At 53.0% G+C, this 17,976-nt stretch carries 17 protein-coding genes; 16 read left to right on the forward strand and 1 reads right to left on the reverse strand.

From position 1 onward, the window contains the following. Positions 1–150: 150 nt before the first annotated feature. The 16 genes from IPM58_03375 (at position 151) to IPM58_03450 (ending at position 16,791) form a co-directional block, all read left to right on the forward strand. The gene (locus IPM58_03375) at positions 151–2,577 is read left to right on the forward strand and encodes an ATP-dependent Clp protease ATP-binding subunit (protein MBK9306130.1); all 2,427 of its coding nucleotides are present in this window, start codon (positions 151–153) and stop codon (positions 2,575–2,577) included. A 100-nt stretch (positions 2,578–2,677) separates the two neighbouring features. Then, entirely contained in the window at positions 2,678–3,805 is a 1,128-nt protein-coding gene (gene tsaD / locus IPM58_03380) for a tRNA (adenosine(37)-N6)-threonylcarbamoyltransferase complex transferase subunit TsaD (GenBank protein ID MBK9306131.1), read from the forward strand. Then, positions 3,798–5,492, forward strand: coding sequence for a GTPase HflX (gene hflX, locus IPM58_03385; GenBank protein MBK9306132.1), 1,695 nt, complete (start codon positions 3,798–3,800; stop codon positions 5,490–5,492). The genes tsaD and hflX overlap by 8 nt, the downstream gene beginning before the upstream one ends. Positions 5,493–5,549: 57 nt before the next feature. Continuing rightward, on the forward strand, positions 5,550–6,179 hold the full coding sequence (nth, locus tag IPM58_03390; protein MBK9306133.1) for an endonuclease III: 630 nt from the start codon (positions 5,550–5,552) through the stop codon (positions 6,177–6,179). After that, positions 6,176–7,054: a YicC family protein gene (locus IPM58_03395; protein ID MBK9306134.1), complete on the forward strand. Its 879-nt coding sequence runs from the start codon at positions 6,176–6,178 to the stop codon at positions 7,052–7,054. Before nth ends, IPM58_03395 begins: the two co-directional genes overlap by 4 nt. An 8-nt stretch (positions 7,055–7,062) precedes the next feature. Next, positions 7,063–7,767 (forward strand): guanylate kinase, encoded by a 705-nt coding sequence (gmk, locus tag IPM58_03400; protein ID MBK9306135.1) that lies wholly within the window; start codon positions 7,063–7,065, stop codon positions 7,765–7,767. Positions 7,768–7,785: 18 nt separating this feature from the next. Continuing rightward, entirely contained in the window at positions 7,786–8,145 is a 360-nt protein-coding gene (locus IPM58_03405; protein MBK9306136.1) for a DNA-directed RNA polymerase subunit omega, read from the forward strand. Positions 8,146–8,149: 4 nt separating this feature from the next. Beyond that, positions 8,150–9,394: a bifunctional phosphopantothenoylcysteine decarboxylase/phosphopantothenate--cysteine ligase CoaBC gene (coaBC, locus tag IPM58_03410; protein MBK9306137.1), complete on the forward strand. Its 1,245-nt coding sequence runs from the start codon at positions 8,150–8,152 to the stop codon at positions 9,392–9,394. Positions 9,395–9,402: 8 nt separating this feature from the next. Next, on the forward strand, positions 9,403–10,158 hold the full coding sequence (locus IPM58_03415; GenBank protein MBK9306138.1) for a tetratricopeptide repeat protein: 756 nt from the start codon (positions 9,403–9,405) through the stop codon (positions 10,156–10,158). An 86-nt stretch (positions 10,159–10,244) separates the two neighbouring features. Beyond that, positions 10,245–10,724 (forward strand): type II 3-dehydroquinate dehydratase, encoded by a 480-nt coding sequence (gene aroQ, locus IPM58_03420; GenBank protein ID MBK9306139.1) that lies wholly within the window; start codon positions 10,245–10,247, stop codon positions 10,722–10,724. Between the two features lie 59 nt (positions 10,725–10,783). Continuing rightward, complete coding sequence (gene efp / locus IPM58_03425) at positions 10,784–11,344, forward strand: elongation factor P (GenBank protein MBK9306140.1); 561 nt, start codon at positions 10,784–10,786, stop codon at positions 11,342–11,344. Between the two features lie 38 nt (positions 11,345–11,382). Continuing rightward, positions 11,383–11,892: an acetyl-CoA carboxylase biotin carboxyl carrier protein gene (gene accB, locus IPM58_03430; GenBank protein ID MBK9306141.1), complete on the forward strand. Its 510-nt coding sequence runs from the start codon at positions 11,383–11,385 to the stop codon at positions 11,890–11,892. 47 nt (positions 11,893–11,939) lie between these two features. Then, positions 11,940–13,280: an acetyl-CoA carboxylase biotin carboxylase subunit gene (gene accC / locus IPM58_03435; protein ID MBK9306142.1), complete on the forward strand. Its 1,341-nt coding sequence runs from the start codon at positions 11,940–11,942 to the stop codon at positions 13,278–13,280. 203 nt (positions 13,281–13,483) lie between these two features. Then, positions 13,484–14,737 carry an efflux RND transporter periplasmic adaptor subunit gene (locus IPM58_03440; protein ID MBK9306143.1) on the forward strand — a complete coding sequence of 418 codons (1,254 nt, stop codon included), beginning with the start codon at positions 13,484–13,486 and terminating at the stop codon, positions 14,735–14,737. A gap of 140 nt (positions 14,738–14,877) precedes the next feature. After that, a complete protein-coding gene (locus IPM58_03445) occupies positions 14,878–15,561 on the forward strand; it encodes an ABC transporter ATP-binding protein (GenBank protein MBK9306144.1) in 684 nt (227 codons plus the stop codon). Next, complete coding sequence (locus tag IPM58_03450) at positions 15,562–16,791, forward strand: ABC transporter permease (GenBank protein ID MBK9306145.1); 1,230 nt, start codon at positions 15,562–15,564, stop codon at positions 16,789–16,791. A 22-nt stretch (positions 16,792–16,813) separates the two neighbouring features. Here the strand turns inward: IPM58_03450 and IPM58_03455 are convergent, their stop codons facing one another. Further along, the gene (locus IPM58_03455) at positions 16,814–17,974 is read right to left on the reverse strand and encodes a DUF3391 domain-containing protein (GenBank protein MBK9306146.1); all 1,161 of its coding nucleotides are present in this window, start codon (positions 17,972–17,974) and stop codon (positions 16,814–16,816) included. Between the last annotated feature and the right edge of the window lie 2 nt (positions 17,975–17,976).

Here is a 17,976-nt window from a genome sequence, read left to right on the forward strand (position 1 = left end):
CAGAACCATGCAACGGATGTTGTTGTGTCACCAGTCTCGTTCTCCTCTGAACCTTGACTCTCAATCATACTGTGGTTAGAATTAGCTCAAGATTTTTCAAGGGTTTTGCTCCGGCGCGAACAAGGTGTGCACTCACTAAGAGGAGGCAGGATGTTCGAACGATTTACTGACAAAGGTCGAAAGATCATCATCCTTGCGCGGGAAGAAGCCGAACGTCATCAAAACGATTACCTCGGCACTGAACATCTGGTCTTAGCGATCCTCCGTGAGTCGGATGGGATTGCGCTGATGATCCTAAAAAAGATGGGACTCTCCACGGAGCAGATCCGGCTTGAGATCGAACGGAATCTGCCTGGTGGAGGGACTACGATGACATTCGGGGAAATCCCGTTTAGTCCTCGAGTGAAGAAAGTGATCGAGTACGGAGTCGAGGAAGCGAGGTTGCTGGGTCACAACCATATCGGTAGTGAACATCTTCTTCTTGGTCTCCTCCGTGAAGAGGAAGGAATCGGTGGGAAAATCCTTCGGAGCTTGGGAGCCAATCTTCTCACGGCGCGGCAATTGACCGTGACGTTCTTGCGGAAGTCAGCGCCACGGGAGAGGGATCGGAAGAGCAATACGCCGGCGCTTGACGAATTCGGTCGGGATCTGACCCAGTTGGCGCAAGAGGGTCAGTTGGATCCTGTGATCGGACGGGCCGATGAAATTGAACGCGTCCTCCAGATTCTGAGCCGAAGAAGTAAGAATAATCCGGTATTGATCGGTGAATCCGGTGTCGGAAAGACGGCGATTGTGGAAGGGCTTGCTCAACGGATCATTCAATCTGAAGTTCCCGATAACCTCCTCTCCCGCCGGGTCATTGCGTTGGATCTTGGTTCGCTCGTCGCGGGGACCAAGTATCGCGGGCAGTTCGAAGAACGCCTCAAGGTCGTCATGAAGGAGATCGTGCAAGCGGGGAATATCATCATTTTTATTGATGAGCTTCACACGCTGGTAGGGGCGGGAGCTGCGGAAGGGTCGATCGATGCTTCTAATATGCTGAAGCCCGCTCTCTCACGCGGTGAGATTCAATGTATTGGGGCCACAACCTTGGACGAATACCGTAAGCATATTGAAAAGGACGGAGCGTTGAAACGGCGGTTCCAACCGATCTACGTTCAACCACCCAATCTTGATGAAACGATACGCATTATCCAAGGGCTTCGGGACCGATATGAAGAACACCATGGTGTAGAAATTACGGAAGAAGCCATTGTTGAGGCCGTAAAGTTGTCGGATCGGTATATCACCGATCGATTCCTGCCGGACAAGGCCATTGATTTGATCGATGAAACCGGCTCTCGTGCCAAGCTCCAGACGTACGCCCTTCCGTCTGAACTGAAAGCGATGGAGCAGGAACTCAAGAAGGTTGCGCGCGAAAAGGAACTCTCGATCTCCATGCAGAACTTTGAGGAGGCTGTTCGACATCGTGAGGAAGAAGAACGGCTGCGTAAGTTGCTCGATGAATCCAAGCGAGAGTGGAAAAAGAATCAGGAAAAGAACAAGCCTGTGATCGGCAAGGAGGATGTTGCGTACGTCGTTTCTAAAATGACCGGGATCCCGCTCTTCAAATTGGAAGAGGAGGAATCGAACAAGCTTCTGCGGATGGAAGAGTTCTTGCATAAGCGCGTGGTCGGACAAAATGAAGCGATTTCTGCGGTGGCTCGTGCCATCCGTCGTTCCCGAGCCGGGCTGAAAGAGGTCAAAAAGCCGATTGGTTCGTTCATCTTCCTCGGGCCGACCGGTGTCGGGAAAACAGAATTGGCGAGAACGTTGGCGGAGTTTTTGTTCAACAGCGAAGACGCATTGATTCGCGTTGACATGTCCGAATACCAGGAGAAGTTTACGAGTTCCCGTTTATTCGGAGCGCCTCCTGGCTATGTTGGGTATGAAGAGGGAGGGCAGTTGACGGAGAAGGTCCGTCGCCGACCGTATTCAGTCGTACTATTCGATGAAATCGAAAAAGCACATCCCGACGTGTTTAACGTGTTACTGCAAGTGTTGGATGATGGGGTGTTGACCGATAGCCTTGGACGAAAGGTTGATTTTAAGAATACCGTCGTCATCATGACGTCCAATATTGGGACCAAGATGATTCAAAAGGGGGTATCTCTTGGGTTCCAGAGCACCGAAGGCGAAGCTGCACGGAAGAAAAAGGATGAGGTTCTCGGTGAGCTTCGGAAATCGTTCAGCCCGGAGTTCTTGAACCGTATCGATGAAATTGTGATTTTCCATCAGCTGGAGAAAGAGCAGCTCTACTGCATCTTGGACATTCTGCTTCGTGAATTGAATCTCAGGTTATTGGACAAGGGAATAGAGATTGAGGTCGATGACGAAGTCAAACAATGGTTGATTCAGGAAGGGTATGAACCGCTATATGGAGCCAGACCCATGCGGCGAGCCATCCAACGTGCTATTGGGGACCCGCTTTCGGATGAATTGATCAGAGGACGATTCAAGGAAAGTCGGAAGGTGAAAGTCGTGCTTCGAGACGGAGCACCAACCTTCATAGAGCAGGAGGCGATGGCCGGAGTCTAATGCCTTCGTGAGTACCAGAATTTCCCTCTAATGCGAAACGGCCTCTGCGGTCAATAGCCGCAGAGGCCGTTTCATTACTAGGCCTGTGTGTGGGATGTTTATGCAGATCGATCTTCCGTCCAATCAATTAGAAACTCCAGGCTGTGTGAGGTGGCGCCCCGGTCTGGTTCTTGGTATTGAGTCCTCATGCGATGATACGGCTGCTGCCATCATTGATAACAAGGGCACGGTGTTGTCGAATGTTGTGTCTTCTCAGATAGGCATCCATGAAAAATTCGGCGGCATCGTCCCCGAATTGGCGGCTCGAGCCCATCTCGGCCTGATCGATCAGGTTGTAGAACAGGCATTGTCGCAGGCTCACGTCTCTAAGTGCGACCTGAGCGCGATCGCTGTGACTCAAGGACCTGGTCTTGCTGGTGCGCTGTTGGTCGGTACGAGCTACGCCAAGGCCTTCAGCTATGGATTGAGAATTCCAATCGTTGGGGTGAATCATTTGCAGGGGCATATTGTCTCGGCGTGGCTTGCAGATCCGACGTTTCCGGTCTCGTGTATTGTTCTGGTTGTATCGGGAGGACATACGCACCTCTATCGTCATGAAGTGGACGGAGGCTGTGTTCTGCTCGGTCGCACTCGCGATGATGCTGCTGGTGAAGCCTTTGATAAAGGGGCCCAGATGCTCGGACTCGGCTATCCGGGGGGACCGGCTATTGATAGGGTTGCCCGTTCCGGGGACCCAGGTGCGATTGTCTTCCCTCGGTTCCGAGGTAGAAAATATAGCCTAGACTTCAGTTTCAGTGGCCTCAAGACTTCTTTGCTTTACAAGTTGCGTGACAGCGTGGGTGCTCCGTCTCCTGATGAGATCGCCGACTTGGCGGCTAGTTACCAGGAAGCGATTGTGGAAGTCTTGGTTGCCAAAGCGTTCGTCGCGCTCGAGCAGGGGAACTTGGATGCTCTTGCAGTCGTAGGCGGTGTCTCTGCGAACTCACGGCTGCGGATGCTTTTGACTGAGCGGGCAGCACGGTCTTGTGTTCGTCTAGCAATTCCACCGATCGAATATTGCACCGATAATGCTGCGATGATTGCATCAGCAGGACGTCAGCTGCTCATGAGCGGAGCACAACCATCGCTCGGCGTGGAGGTTGATCCGATGGGTGCCCCAAGATCGATTCCAATGGAACCTCGAGGACGTGAGCGTTCTGACCCCAAGAAGGAGACGATCCATTTCTAACATCCGTGGGCAGATCACTGGGCTTCGAGCAAGTCAGGTGGCAGCTGTTGAGCGGTTGTACCGGCGTCGAGTCCCAATCGACAAGATTGTTTCATCGGAGCTGGCGAAGGCCATGGCTCAGCTTACCCTTGACATTCGTCGTCCTCTTGGAGTGTTGCTGACCAGGCGGGGCCAGGTTCAAGAAGTGATCGTGGGAACCGAGTTGACGCTGTCTTCTACTACGATGATGCTGTTCCGAGCGAGCTCTCGGTCGCTTCGAGGATTACGCTTTGTTCGCACTCAACTGCATGACCAGCCCCTAAGCCAAGAAGTCCTGACGGACCTCGCGTTTTTGAGGCTGGATTTGGTCGGCATCCTATCCGTTAGAGAAGACGGGCATATTGGAAACCTCTACATGGCTCATCTTCTGCCTCCTGGTTCCCCCGGGCAATTGTTCAAGGTCCTCAATGCAATTCCCTTCCATAGCCTCACGATCTCATTCGATGTGTTCATCAAGGATCTCGAGTCTCAGTTGCAGGTTGCCCGTGCCCATCATGCGGTGGGCGACGGCAAGGAATCGGCCATCCTCGTAAGCGCTTCAGCGAAGAGCCGGGCCGAGCAAGAAGAATATTTGGTGGAATTAGCGGAGCTTGCGACCTCAGCCGATGTGACGGTGATCGATCGTATCGCGCAACGCACGCCGGATGGGCATCAACGGTATCTTCTGGGGCGTGGCAAGATGAAGGAGGTGTTGATCCAGACGTTGCATCGAGGTGCGGATATGGTGATCTTTGATCAAACCTTGTCGCCCGCTCAACTTCGAGCGATCTCGGAAATGACCGATATCAAGGTTATCGACCGCACACAACTGATTCTCGACATCTTTGCCCGACGAGCCCATAGTCGTGAGGGGAAGGTACAAGTAGAACTGGCCCAGTTACGCTATGTACTTCCGCGATTGTCGGGGAAAGGTACTCAATTGTCGCGGCTAGGAGGAGGGATTGGAACTCGAGGCCCCGGCGAGACAAAATTGGAAACCGATCGCCGGAGGGTACGGAATCGCATCACGCATTTGGAGCGAGATCTGGCTCAATTTGAGCGGCATCAAGACCAACGACGCGCTCGTCGAGACCGATACGGGCTTCCCGTCGTGTCCCTCGTGGGCTATACGAATGCCGGCAAGTCTACCCTCCTCAATGTGTTGACCAAAAGCCATGTCGCCGCACAAGACCGATTATTTGAGACGCTCGATACGACGAGCCGACGTCTGCGGTTTCCCGAAGATCGAGAGGTCATCATTACGGATACGGTCGGATTTATTCGAGATCTCCCGCAAGAGTTGGTCGGCGCCTTCCGGACCACACTCGATGAATTGCGAGAGGCGGATCTCCTCCTTCATGTCGTCGATATAAATGCGAGAGATATCGAGATTCAGCTTGCAGCGGTCGAGGCTATCCTCGATGAGTTGAGGCTTGGTTCTGTGTCGAGATGGCTTGTGTTTAATAAATGTGATCAGGCATCGGCACAGCAGGTCGACGTGCTGTGCCGGCGGTTTGGAGCCATCGGAATTTCAGCACTTCAGCCGACCACACTGCGTCCTCTTCTAGCTCGACTGGAAACATACGTGAGATCGCTGTCATCCTCGGCTGACGGGACGTGTCAAGTGAGTGAACAGGACCCTGCATTGCCGCTTGCGTCTCGTCGCTGACCACTGCAGAATCGGCCTGCTTTGAACGGAGTAAAGAACAAGAAGAAGCAGGTGGTGATGGATCGGGGTAGGCAGATCGCTGAGCGGCTGCTCCGTGCTATCTCTATCGCAAAAGTAGAACTTAACCATTGTTCCCCATGGGAGCTCCTGGTGGCAACCATACTGTCAGCTCAGTGCACCGATCAAAGGGTCAACCAAGTGACGCCTGCACTGTTCAAGCGGTACGCCACTCCGTGTGCTATGGCGAAAGCACCCGTGGGCGATCTGGAGGAGCTCATCAGATCCACGGGGTTTTACAAAAGCAAGGCGAAGAACGTGATCGGCTGTGCACATGCCGTTGTCACGCGATTCGGCGGCGAGGTGCCCGAGACAATGGAGGAGCTCACGTCGCTTCCTGGTGTCGGTCGTAAAACGGCCAACGTTCTGCTTGGAGCAGCGTTTGGAAAGCCTGGGATTGTTGTCGATACACATGTGAAGCGGGTGGCTAACCGGTTGTCGATGACTTGCTCAAGCAACCCCGAACAAATTGAGCGTGATCTTCAATCTGTATTCCCTGAAGTCCAGTGGACCGGTGTGTCCCAGCGGTTATTACTGCATGGCCGCTATGTTTGCCTTGCGCGAAAGCCACGCTGCCGTGTGTGTCCGGTTCATGACGTCTGCGGGTGGGAAGGAAAAGTATCGATATGATCACGAGTATGACGGGGTTCGGCCGACAACAGGCAGCATGGTCAGATGGAACCGTTTCAATTGAGGTGAGATCGGTCAATCATCGCTTCCTTGAAACGTCGATTCGACTGCCGAAAACCATGACGAGCTTAGAGGAAGGTTTTAAGAAGACCATTCAGCAACATTGTGCACGTGGGAGAGTCGATCTCACAGTCATCGTACAGGGAAGTCGAGGTCACGTTCGCTCGCTCCAGGTTGACGCTGGGCTCGCCAAACAGTACCATGAAGGGCTTCGTACCCTTCAGCGCACCCTCAAACTGAAAGGGGTCATTGATATCGGATTGATGGCGGGATTACGGGATGTGGTTGTGGTTTCTGAGCAGCCGACCGATGATCGAAAGCTAACCAGATTGGTCGAGAAACTTGGACGTCGGGCCGTTTTAGAGATGGCGAATATGCGAAAGAGGGAGGGAGCGCTTCTCGCTGAGGATATTCGTGATCGGCTGAAACGGTTGCGCGAAGCGACAACGACGGTGTCTGCTCGCGCGCCCCAGGTTGCTCAGGAAGCCTTCGAGCGTATGAAGGTCCGTGTTGAGAAAGTATTAGGCGACTCTATCCCAGACCTCCCTCGACTCAACCAGGAATTGGCTTTGTATGCAGATCGGTGTGACATTACGGAAGAATTGGTCAGATTAAATGCCCATATGATACAGTTTGACGGTACGATCCAACGTATGGAACCGGTCGGCAAGACATTGGATTTTCTTCTTCAAGAAATGGGCCGTGAGGTCAACACAATTGGATCCAAAGCGAATGACGTGACAATCACGGCGGAAGTTGTCCGAATGAAAACCGAGCTTGAACGTCTACGCGAACAGATGCAAAATGTCGAATGAGTCCCGTGATGTCCGCAGATAGCCCCTCGTCAATTCCAACGGTGAATTGCCAGGTTCCAGGCCGTCGAGGAATCCTGTACATCGTCTCGGCACCTTCTGGTGCGGGAAAGACGACGCTGTGCAAACAGATCCTCGCATCGGTGCCTGGGATTTGGCATTCGATATCGTTCACGACCAGGACGTCTCGTCCTAGAGAAGAACATGGACGTGACTACTTCTTCGTCGATGAGCACGTATTTCAGGGTATGGTTACCAGAAACGAGTTTTTAGAATATGCCCATGTGTACAGCCATTGGTATGGGACCCCACGGAAGCCTCTGATGGAGACGCTGGAAGCGGGGGTTGATGTCTTGCTCGAAATTGATGTGCAAGGTGCGCTCCAAATTAAGAAACAGTTTGACGATGCCGTCTCTATTTTCATTTTACCTCCCTCTTTGGACATCCTTCGAACTCGACTGCAGAATCGAAAGTCAGACTCTCACGAGGAAATTGTTCGCCGATTGAGGAAGGTGAAAGAAGAGATAGCGTGTTTCCGGGAGTACGACTATATTGTGCGGAACGATGATCTCACTCGGTCTTTTCCCGATCTTCAGAGTATTATTCTAACCGAACGTCTCAGGACCAAGCGGTTGGATATGCGTTGGTTCGAGCAGAGTTTTAACCGTGACACGAATGTCGAAGCAGCAGAACGGGAGCCATCAACCACTTCATAGCAGGGGGTAAGGTGAATTATGATCGATATGCTGAGCTTGTTGCCGCAGTACACGACCGATGAATTTGATTCTCGCCATCGCTTAGTAATTGTCGCGTCACAACGTGCAAAACATCTTACTCAAGGAGCCAAGCCAGCCGTGTCCTCTCGATTTACCAAAGAAACCACCATTGCTCTTGATGAGGTGTTGCGGGGGCATTCTCGATACCTCACCGGCAAGGAGGCGCGCGATGCAATGAAGGAAGCCAAGCGTGGAAAGGAAGGAGAAACCGAGCGCATAGCGATGATGACGGGAGAAGATGCACGCGAAATCAAGAAGGAGCTCAGCGTGTACGTCGATGACGCCGCCCAACCGGTCGTGACGCCGACCGAGGAGTAGAGATTTGGACGAGACACGATTCGCCACGCATCTATCGGGCAAGCGGATTGTTCTTGGAGTAACCGGGAGCATCGCTGCTTATAAAGCGGTCAGCGTGCTTCGAGCCTTGCGGTGTGCGGGGGCTATCGTGTCTGTGGTAATGACCAAGGCTGCGACGAAGTTCGTCACGCCTCGTACATTTGAGGTGCTGTCCGGGGAACGAGTGGTCACCGATCTTTTTGACGCTCATGAACCGATGGCGCACCTGAGGATTCCGGAGCGCGCCGATGTGGTGCTTGTGGCACCTGCAACTGCAAATTTTCTGGCAAAGGCCGCTCTTGGGCTTGCCGACGATGTGTTAACCACGATGCTGTTGAGCGCGCGCTGCCCAATCATTGTCGCTCCTGCAATGGATGGGGATATGTGGACACACCCTCCGGTCGTTCAGCACGTACAGACGCTTCGATCTCGTGGGGTCGTAGTGCTCGATCCTGAGGTTGGACCACTCGCCTCAGGGCAGATTGCGCAAGGGCGATTATCCGAAGAGCCGAAAATTGTGGCAGCAGTTGACAGTGCGCTGGCTTCACGATGCGATTGGCAAAATCAAATCGTCCTGGTCTCCGCGGGCCCGACACAGGAGTCCATCGATCCTGTTCGTTTTCTTTCCAATCGTTCGTCAGGAAAGATGGGATATGCGATTGCAGCCGCTGCCAAGGCCCGTGGCGCAGAGGTCATCTTAGTTTCGGGTCCCTCATCCTTGAGCTCCGATCCAGGAATTACCACGGTTCGCGTGAGCACTGCCGCAGAGATGGCGGACGCCTTATGCGGACATTTTCCTACCTGTACCGTTCTCATTATGGCCGCAGCGGTTGCAGATTTTCGTCCCAAAGAATCGTTCACGCAGAAGGTGAAGAAGCAGGGGAAACCCAACATGGTGCTCGAGCTTGAAGCAACGCCTGATATCCTCGCGATGCTCTCTGCACGTCGAACATCACAAATCATGGTGGGATTTGCTGCAGAAACGGACCACATGCTGTCTCATGCGATAGAAAAGCTGAACGCGAAGGGACTGGATCTGATTGTGGCCAATGATGTGACCCAAACGGGAGGGGGATTCGGCAGTGATGACAATGCTGCGATAGTTCTCTCGGCCAGAGGTGAACAGCGAGACTTGGGGTTGATGTCCAAGCGTCGGTTGGCCGATGAGATCTTAACCGCAGTGCACGACCTGTGTCTGGTCAGGCTTTGTCAAAAAGTTTTAGTGGAATGAGTAAGGAAATGGCTTCCGGATCCAAAAAGGTGAATAACGCTGCTGAGATTGACCGGTTGGCGCTGGCCTTTGCCAAGGAGCCGGGGTCCAAGGCGTTTATCCCTTTGGCGGAGGAATATGGAAAAGCCGCCATGTGGGAAGAGGCTGCGGCAGTTCTTGAAGATGGATTGAAGGTCTATCCGGGCTTTATCACCGCCATGGTGGCTCTCGGTCGTGCCTACGACCACATGAATCAGCCTGTGAAAGCCCAAGCGATTCTGGAAGAAGCCATAAAGCTGAGCCCTGAGAATCTACGGGCTCATCGGACCTTGGCCAAGCTGTATGCCGCCCAGGGAGCGGTTGATGCAGCGATCCAATCCTGCAATGTCATTCTGGCCTTGCATCCACAGGATCAAGAGGCGTTGGCTTTACGAGCTGGGCTCGAGATGCCGCTGCAATCAGGAGCTCCGAAGACGGAGGGACCGACTCCTGAGCAACGAACGAACACCGGTCCTTCGGATTCTGATAGCGGGGAGCCACGAGCTTTAGCCAGAGGTGGTACGCTATCGGTCACGGGCAACGAAGCAGATGGTCTGACTAACAACCTCATATCTCTTGGAGAAACTAGTACTCATTCCCGTTCTCGTAAGGCTTTCGGTCTGGAGAACTCCCAACGAGGGAGTAACGCAGTAGTTCTGAAATTAGAGCAGTGGCTCCGTTCAGTTCAGGCCCGTCGCCGTGACTCCCAACACGTTTCTTACCCACCCACAAAAGCCTCTGCGTGACTCGACGGTTTGACCCCTAGAATCGGGACTGCTAGAATGCCTCGTTCAACGTGGTGGTGTGTAGGTGAGGTTTCATACGAAACATGCTGCGGATTTTGGTGCTACATGGTCCCAACCTCAATCTACTAGGCAGTCGGGAAGAGTCGATCTACGGGACCGAGACGCTCGAGATGATCGACACCTCTCTTCACAAGCTTAGTGTTGAGCTCGGAGTCGAGCTTGTCATCCACCAATCGAATCTGGAAGGGGAATTGGTCAACTGGGTTCAGGAGGCGCGCCATGGGTATCATGGCATCATCATCAATCCGGCGGCCTATACCCATACGAGTGTCGCCATACGAGATGCTCTCGCGGCCGTGAATCTCCCAACCGTTGAGGTTCACCTATCAAATATTTATCGACGGGAGGAGTTTAGACAGCATTCATACGTGTCAGGAGTCGTGTTAGGACAGATCGCCGGTTTTGGCTCCAATGGATATCGGCTGGCGCTCAGGGGATTGTATGAACACATCGCTGATACTGGAGCGAAGGGGTTTCCAGGAAGCCATCGTGCGGCTCCTATATAGACCTCGTTTTCAGTCATGCAATCACTGAATGATGAGTGTGTAATCGAAGGGAGTGAAGAGTGATTTCCACGGTTGATTTTCGTAGCGGCGTCCGGTTGATGGTTGAAGGCGAACCTTTCCATATTGTTGATTTTCAACATGTCAAGCCTGGTAAGGGCGGGGCGTTTGTTCGTACCAAATTGAAGAGTTACCTGTCTGGGAACGTATTGGACCGAACGTTTCGATCGGGCGAACGATTTGAAGAACCTGACCTCGAAGAGCGGGACATGCAGTTTCTCTATGCATCCGGTGAGTCCTATACGCTGATGGATACAGAATCTTATGAGCAGCTTACCTTTGAAAAGAATCAGTTGGGGGAGAATGCGGATCTGCTCAAGGAAAATATGGTTGTGAAGATTCTTATCTATGAGCATCGTCCCATCGCTGTCGAGTTGCCAAATTTTATTGAGTTGAAGGTGGTTGATGCGGAACCAGGAGTGCGCGGAGATACGGCATCTGGTGGGACGAAGCCGGCAGTCGTTGAAACGGGAGCTACGATCAAAGTGCCCTTGTACCTGGAGGTTGGAACTACAATCCGGATTGACACGCGCACAAGGTCCTATGTGGAGCGAGTCCGGTGAAACGTCGTCGATCAAAAGTCAAGGCTCGCCGGATTGTGATGCCTGAGATCACGAGAGAGCCGATCCCTGAGGCCTCACTGACGGGAGGTTCCAGTAAGCAAATTCAAGAACTGATCGATCTGCTCCGCCGGAACAACCTGACCGAGCTTGAGTTTGAATGCCACGGGACCCGCATCCGTGTCCGTCACGAGGCTTCTGTTAAGGCCACCACAACCTTGCTCCACGAGTCGATTCCAGCCTCGCCACAACAAACAACGCATTCCGCTTCAAGTACGACTGCAGTCCCTGAAGCGGCTATTGGTTTCCTCACGGTCACCTCACCAATTGTCGGCACGTTCTATCGATCGCCTTCTCCTGACGCCGACGCGTATGTTGAAGAGGGGGATTCGGTCAAGAAGGGCCAAGTGCTGTGCATTGTTGAAGCCATGAAGCTGATGAATGAGATTGAGTCCGAAGTGGATGGCCGTATCGTGAAGGTCCTGGTTGAGAATACCAAACCCGTGGAATACGGTCAGGCGCTTTTTCTCATCGACCCCAAAGCTGTGTAAGTAGGTTGTTCTCACGTCAATCCTCACCCGTGTGTCGGAGCTAACTCGTGTTCAAGAGAGTATTAGTCGCTAATCGCGGGGAAATCGCACTGCGAGTCATCCGCGCGTGCAAAGAGCTTGGTATCGAGACGGTTGCCATTCACTCAGAAGCGGATGCATTGAGTTTGCACGTTCGAGCGGCTGACGCAAAGGTGTGTGTTGGGCCTGCCGATTCGTCCTTAAGCTACCGGAATATTCCCAACGTCCTTAGTGCTGCTGAGATCATGGGAGTCGATGCGATACATCCTGGATATGGATTCCTTTCTGAAAACGCTCATTTTGCAGAAGTTTGTGAGTCTATCGGCATTAAATTTATCGGTCCCAGTTCCGAGAATATCGCCCTGCTGGGGGATAAGGCGAAGGCACGGGAGATCGTGGCGAAACGAGGGCTTCCTGTCACACCAGGCAGCCAGGGGGAGTTGCGTAGTGAGGAAGAGGCATTGCAGGCTGCCAAGCAAATAGGCTTCCCCGTCATCATTAAGGCCTCCGCTGGAGGAGGCGGTCGGGGGATGCGTGTCGTCAGCCGAGTCGAGGACCTAGGTCGAGCGTTTCAGGCTGCTCAGGCTGAGGCGAAGTCGACGTTTGGCAATGATGGCGTCTACCTTGAGCGCTATTTTTTAGAACCGCGACATATTGAAGTGCAAATCATGGCCGACCAGCACGGCCGAGTGGTCCATTTAGGAGAACGGGACTGCTCGATTCAACGCCGACATCAGAAACTTGTCGAGGAAACCCCGTCACCTGTCGTCGATGATAAGCTTCGTCGAGAAATGGGACGGGTTGCGATTGAAGCCGTCAAGGCAGCCCAGTATCGAAATGTTGGAACGGTCGAATTTATGCTCGATAAGGACAAGAATTTCTACTTTATGGAAGTCAACACTCGGATTCAGGTTGAGCATCCGATCACAGAGATGGTGACGGGGATTGATCTCATCAAAGAACAGATCCGTCTTGCCGCAGGTCATCCACTGGCGATACGACAGCAAGATGTGGTGCTCACTGGCCATAGTCTCGAGTGTCGTATTAACGCCGAAGACCCTGAGAAATTCACACCGTCTCCCGGCACGATCACGAGGTATAGTCCACCTGGAGGGTTTGGCGTTCGTGTTGACTCTGCTATGGAATCAGGCTCGACGGTCGTGCCGTATTACGACTCGATGATCGCCAAGCTGATTACACACGGCCGTGATCGGCAGGAGTCCATGGCACGTATGAAACGTGCGCTGGGTGAATTCACCATCGAAGGCATCAAGACGACCATCCCATTGCATCGTCGGATTCTTGAGGATCCCGACTTTCAGAAGGGTCACGTGTCGACGACGTTTCTGGAACGATTTCTCGCCAGGTAGATCTACAAGCTCGCTTCAAACTGTCTGGCAACCCATTCTTTCCTTTGGGAAGGTTTCTCATTCCTTGGTCTCCCATTGAAGCCATGGTAGGCTAACCCAAGACAGAGACGACCAGGGGTGTCAGTTCCTGCCGATGCAGAGGTGATTCTCTCCCGTGTTCTTGATAGGATGGATGTATCGTTCAAGGGTGGTGTATCACGCATATGAGACGTATTGCATTAATTATCAGTATGTTAGCCATCGGGTTGGCCATCGGCGGGTATGTCTTTTTTAATGGGGAACGCAAGGTCCCGGTACACTACCGAACGGCAGCCGTTGAACGAGGTTCAGTAATTTCTACCGTCAGTGCGACCGGAACGATCAATCCTGTTGTGCTAGTAGAGGTGGGGACGCAAGTATCGGGAATGATTAAGGCGCTCCACGTTGATTTCAATTCACGAGTGAAGGCCGGGGAAACCGTTGCAGTCATCGATGCGGAACCGTTTAAAGCACGCCGCGAACAAGCCGCCAGCAATTTGGATGTGGCACGCTCCAACGTGGCACGATCTAAGGCTGATCTTGCTCAGCGAAAACGGGAACTCGAGCGAGTGCAGTCCCTCTTGCCACAGCAATTCGTGGCGCAAAACGACGTGGATGTTGCACTGACAAGTTATCAGAGTGCGGAAGCACAGTTGCGGGTTGCCGAGGCGCAGGTCAAGCAAGCCACGGCGGCGTTGAGCGCGGCTGAACAGGAATTAAAATATACCGTGATTCGATCACCCATCGATGGGATCGTTGTGGCGCGTAATGTCGAGGTAGGGCAAACGGTCGCGGCAAGTTTCGCCACGCCGAACCTTTTTCTGATCGCTCTTGATCTCACCAACATGCAGGTCAATACCAATGTGAGTGAGTCGGACATCGGCGGAATGACAGAGGGGCAAGAAGCCGTCTTTACGGTGGATGCCTACCCCGGTGAGTCTTTTACCGGCACTATTCGACAAGTTCGCCTTGCACCCATCAACGTACAGAATGTGGTGACCTATAATGTGGTGGTCGGTGTGGATAATACAGATCTCCGGCTTAAGCCCGGCATGACTGCCAATGTGTCGATCATCGTAGCCCAGAATGACAAAGCGCTGAAAGTCCCTAACGCGGCGCTTCGGTTCAGACCTCCACTGTTAGAGAGGGAGCATCCTGAGGTCAATGGAGCAACGGCGAGTGTTGTCGCAGGAGGTTCAATATTGAAGAGCGATGAAGGGCGGACACAGAAAGGCGTCTGGAAGTTAACAGAGAATGAAAACCTTGCGCAGATTCCGGTTCAAACGGGGATTTCGGATGGTGTGGCGACGGAAATTGTATCTGGAGGTCTGACGGAGGGCGATATGGTGGTTATTGGTCTTGAGCAGTCGTCAGGAGAGGAGAGGAGAAATGAGTTGCCGCCTGGTTTCGGAAGCAAGCGGCGTTCATATTCCCGATGAGGCATGCACACGATCGAGGAATCTGTGAGGAGATGTCAGTATGGGCTGCTTCGATGGGGGCATGGGCAACTCTCCAGAGTGGCTGAGTGTCTCTTCGACCATGGTCTCTTTTCGTGAATTCCTTGATTGTCTGCCAAGACATGTGGAAGGTCTATCGAGTCGGCGATGTTGAAGTACAAGCGCTGCGAGGGTTGAGTCTCTCAATCGACCAGGGTGAGTTTGTCGCGATTATGGGATCAAGCGGATCAGGCAAGTCGACGCTGATGAACATCCTCGGTTGCCTCGATAAGCCGAGTCAGGGGCATTACTGGCTCAACGGAATTGATACAGGAGGTCTTCGCTCAGACCAGTTGGCGGAGATTCGGAATCAGCAGATCGGGTTTGTCTTTCAGAGTTTTAATCTAATTCCTCGTACCAGCGCGTTGGAGAACACCCAATTGCCGTTGTTTTACCGAGGACTTTCCGTGCGAGAGCAGCGGGCACTCGCATCTGCGGCGTTGCAACGTGTCGGGTTGCGCGGTCGCGAAGGGCATTCCCCGACGCAACTTTCTGGCGGGCAGCAGCAGCGAGTGGCGATTGCCCGTGCATTGGTCGCAACCCCCTCCTTGCTCTTAGCGGATGAACCAACCGGGAATCTTGATACACAATCGAGTCGAGAAATCATGGACATTCTTAAGGAACTGAACCAGGAGGGTATGACGGTAATCTTGGTCACTCATGAGAGTGATGTTGCGGCATTCGCCTCCCGAGAAATTATGATCAAAGATGGTCGGATCCAGAGTGACCGGGTCACCAAGCATCCTGTTCAAGCCACGGAGGCGTAGGTGTTCATTTGGCTGACGATCGTGACGGCGCTGCGGATTCTTCGACGAAATCGGCTACGCGCAGGTCTGACGTTGCTCGGGATCGTGATTGGTGTGGCTGCAGTTATCGCGATGGTGAGTATCGGTGAGGGGGCGAAGCAGGCCGTGCAGAAGCAAATTGCCTCAATCGGTACGAATGTCATCATGATCTGGCCGAGCGCAACGAGAGTGGGTGGGGTACGAGGCGCACAGGGAAGTGCTGTGAGCTTGACAGTTGCGGATGCGATGGAGCTCAAGAAGAAAGTTCCTCTCTTGACCGAGACCGGGTGGTCGATGAGAAACATCACACAGATCGTACATGGGAATCGCAACTGTAACAGCCCGGTTTATGGAGTTTCGACGAATTATCTTCATATCCGAGACTGGCGGTTAAGCAGTGGAGGTCCATTTACGCAGACCGATATGGATAGTGCTGCCCTTGTAGCGATTCTCGGCCAGACCGTGGTGAATGAAATTTTTGAACCAGGAGAGGAGCCGCTAGGGGCACTGATCCGTATCAATAATGTCCCACTGCGGGTGATTGGAGTCTTATCGCCGAAGGGGCAGTCACTGTATGGATCAGATCAGGACGATGTCGTCGTTATTCCGTTTTCGACCGCCGAGCGAAAAGTCCTGGGAAGCATGTTTCTCGGATCGGTCGGGGGTATCTACGCGTCCACCGGACGCATGGAGGATCTCCAAGACGCGACGGAGGAAATCCGTCAAGTGATGAGATTGCGTCACCGCGTAAGAGGTGGGGACCCTGATGATTTCACGATTCGTACGCAAGTGGAGATGGGAATGGTCCAGGAGGAGACAAGTGAAACACTGACCATCATGTTGATGGTCATCGCATGTGTCTCGCTTCTAGTCGGTGGCATCGGAATCATGAATATTCTGCTGGTCTCTGTCACTGAACGGACCAGGGAAATCGGTATCCGGATGGCGGTTGGAGCGAAACGAGTACACATCATGATGCAATTCCTGATCGAAGCGATGACGCTTGGTGTGGTCGGAGGATTGATAGGCATCGCCTGTGGGATTCTCGCTGCTCGATTAACCACGATTATTGCCGGGTGGCCAACCATCATCTCGACCGATGCCGTGGTGGTTGCCTTTATCTTTTCCGTCGTCGTCGGCCTGTTTTTCGGTCTTTATCCAGCCAACAAAGCTGCTCGACTGAACCCTATCGAAGCATTGCGCTACGAGTAGGGAACTGCTCCCGGAGTGTTCATTACTTGTTCAGTTGGATGATGGTTTCGATCGACCTCGGTTCGTGTGCATCGACTTGTTCAGCGAGGTTAATGACAAAGGGGTTGGGATACTCGTTTCCGCCTGGTCGATGCGTGATGGTGATGATCGGTTGATGTACTTGTGTCTGATTGAGTTCTGTGACGACCGCCACCTCTTGTGTATTGAGTCGGACGTGGCTATGAATCGGATAGATTCCGATCAGGGTGATGAACGTCGACACGATGCGTTCGTCGAGTTTTCTTTTCTGCACTTCCTGATAAAGACGCTGAAAGGTCTGATGCGAGGTCAGTGGAGTGGACCCTCCAAATCCTGTGAGTAACTCATCGTATCGGTCGACGACCATAAGAATCCGAGTGCGATCGGAGGTAAACTCCCCACGGGCCTCTTGAGGGTACCCACTGTCGTCAAGGTACGCGTGATGATTGGCAATGAGATGGAGGATGGAAGCGTCAAACCCACCTTGTCCTTGTAGCGCACGCATCCCTCGATTTGGGTGACTCTCAAATTCAGACTTCTCGGCCTGAGAAAGGCCGGACAGTGAATGGATACGATGCCAGATAGTGGGTTTGATCTGCAAGAGCCCGACGTCGTGTAACAATGCGGCGGTGGCAAGTTCCTGCAGTTCCAGAGGATTGAATTGATATGCTTGGCCAAGGACGAGAGAAAGCGTGCACGTCGTCAGGGCATGTTGGTTGAGCATCGATTCCCCAGGTTGACTCTGACTCAGCGCCATAAAAAGAGCAGAGGGTGTGAGGGTTCGAGTGACGATGGTGATTTCTTGGACCGCTTCGGCGGCTTGCTGGGAATTGACTGTGCCGGTTTTGGATATGGTCGTGAACACGGACTGGACCGCCAGGGTCAGTTGCTGCTTGGCGAGTTTGGCCTTCCTCAATTCTTCGGTCAACTGCGCTAAAGGTTTGACCTGTTTCACAATCGGAGCGGGTGAAGACTGGGCTGTGGACGACGATAGTGCAGTGTCGTTCTCCCGTGAGTGTGGAGCAAGTCCACGGGTGAGATCGATCGTGACGGTTCGGACCCCTGCTTGAACCAATTTGTCGATTTGAGTGTCGCGTTCCACAAAAAAAGAATGACGAAGAAACGGACTGCGATACCAAGGAAGATCTAACGCGGAGACATACATGC

It is taken from the genome of Nitrospira sp. (genome assembly GCA_016715825.1).
Taxonomy (GTDB): domain Bacteria; phylum Nitrospirota; class Nitrospiria; order Nitrospirales; family Nitrospiraceae; genus Nitrospira_D.

What these genes read in the sequence shown, in the direction of transcription:
- IPM58_03375 (MBK9306130.1), top strand. Translation starts at nt 151, where the DNA reads ATGTTCGAACGATTTACTGACAAAGGTCGAAAGATCATCATCCTTGCG.
- tsaD (MBK9306131.1), top strand. Translation starts at nt 2,678, where the DNA reads ATGCAGATCGATCTTCCGTCCAATCAATTAGAAACTCCAGGCTGTGTG.
- nth (MBK9306133.1), top strand. Translation starts at nt 5,550, where the DNA reads ATGGATCGGGGTAGGCAGATCGCTGAGCGGCTGCTCCGTGCTATCTCT.
- IPM58_03395 (MBK9306134.1), top strand. Translation starts at nt 6,176, where the DNA reads ATGATCACGAGTATGACGGGGTTCGGCCGACAACAGGCAGCATGGTCA.
- gmk (MBK9306135.1), top strand. Translation starts at nt 7,063, where the DNA reads ATGTCCGCAGATAGCCCCTCGTCAATTCCAACGGTGAATTGCCAGGTT.
- IPM58_03405 (MBK9306136.1), top strand. Translation starts at nt 7,786, where the DNA reads ATGATCGATATGCTGAGCTTGTTGCCGCAGTACACGACCGATGAATTT.
- IPM58_03415 (MBK9306138.1), top strand. Translation starts at nt 9,403, where the DNA reads ATGGCTTCCGGATCCAAAAAGGTGAATAACGCTGCTGAGATTGACCGG.
- accB (MBK9306141.1), top strand. Translation starts at nt 11,383, where the DNA reads ATGCCTGAGATCACGAGAGAGCCGATCCCTGAGGCCTCACTGACGGGA.
- IPM58_03440 (MBK9306143.1), top strand. Translation starts at nt 13,484, where the DNA reads ATGAGACGTATTGCATTAATTATCAGTATGTTAGCCATCGGGTTGGCC.
- IPM58_03445 (MBK9306144.1), top strand. Translation starts at nt 14,878, where the DNA reads ATGTGGAAGGTCTATCGAGTCGGCGATGTTGAAGTACAAGCGCTGCGA.
- IPM58_03455 (MBK9306146.1), bottom strand. Translation starts at nt 17,974, where the DNA reads ATGTATGTCTCCGCGTTAGATCTTCCTTGGTATCGCAGTCCGTTTCTT.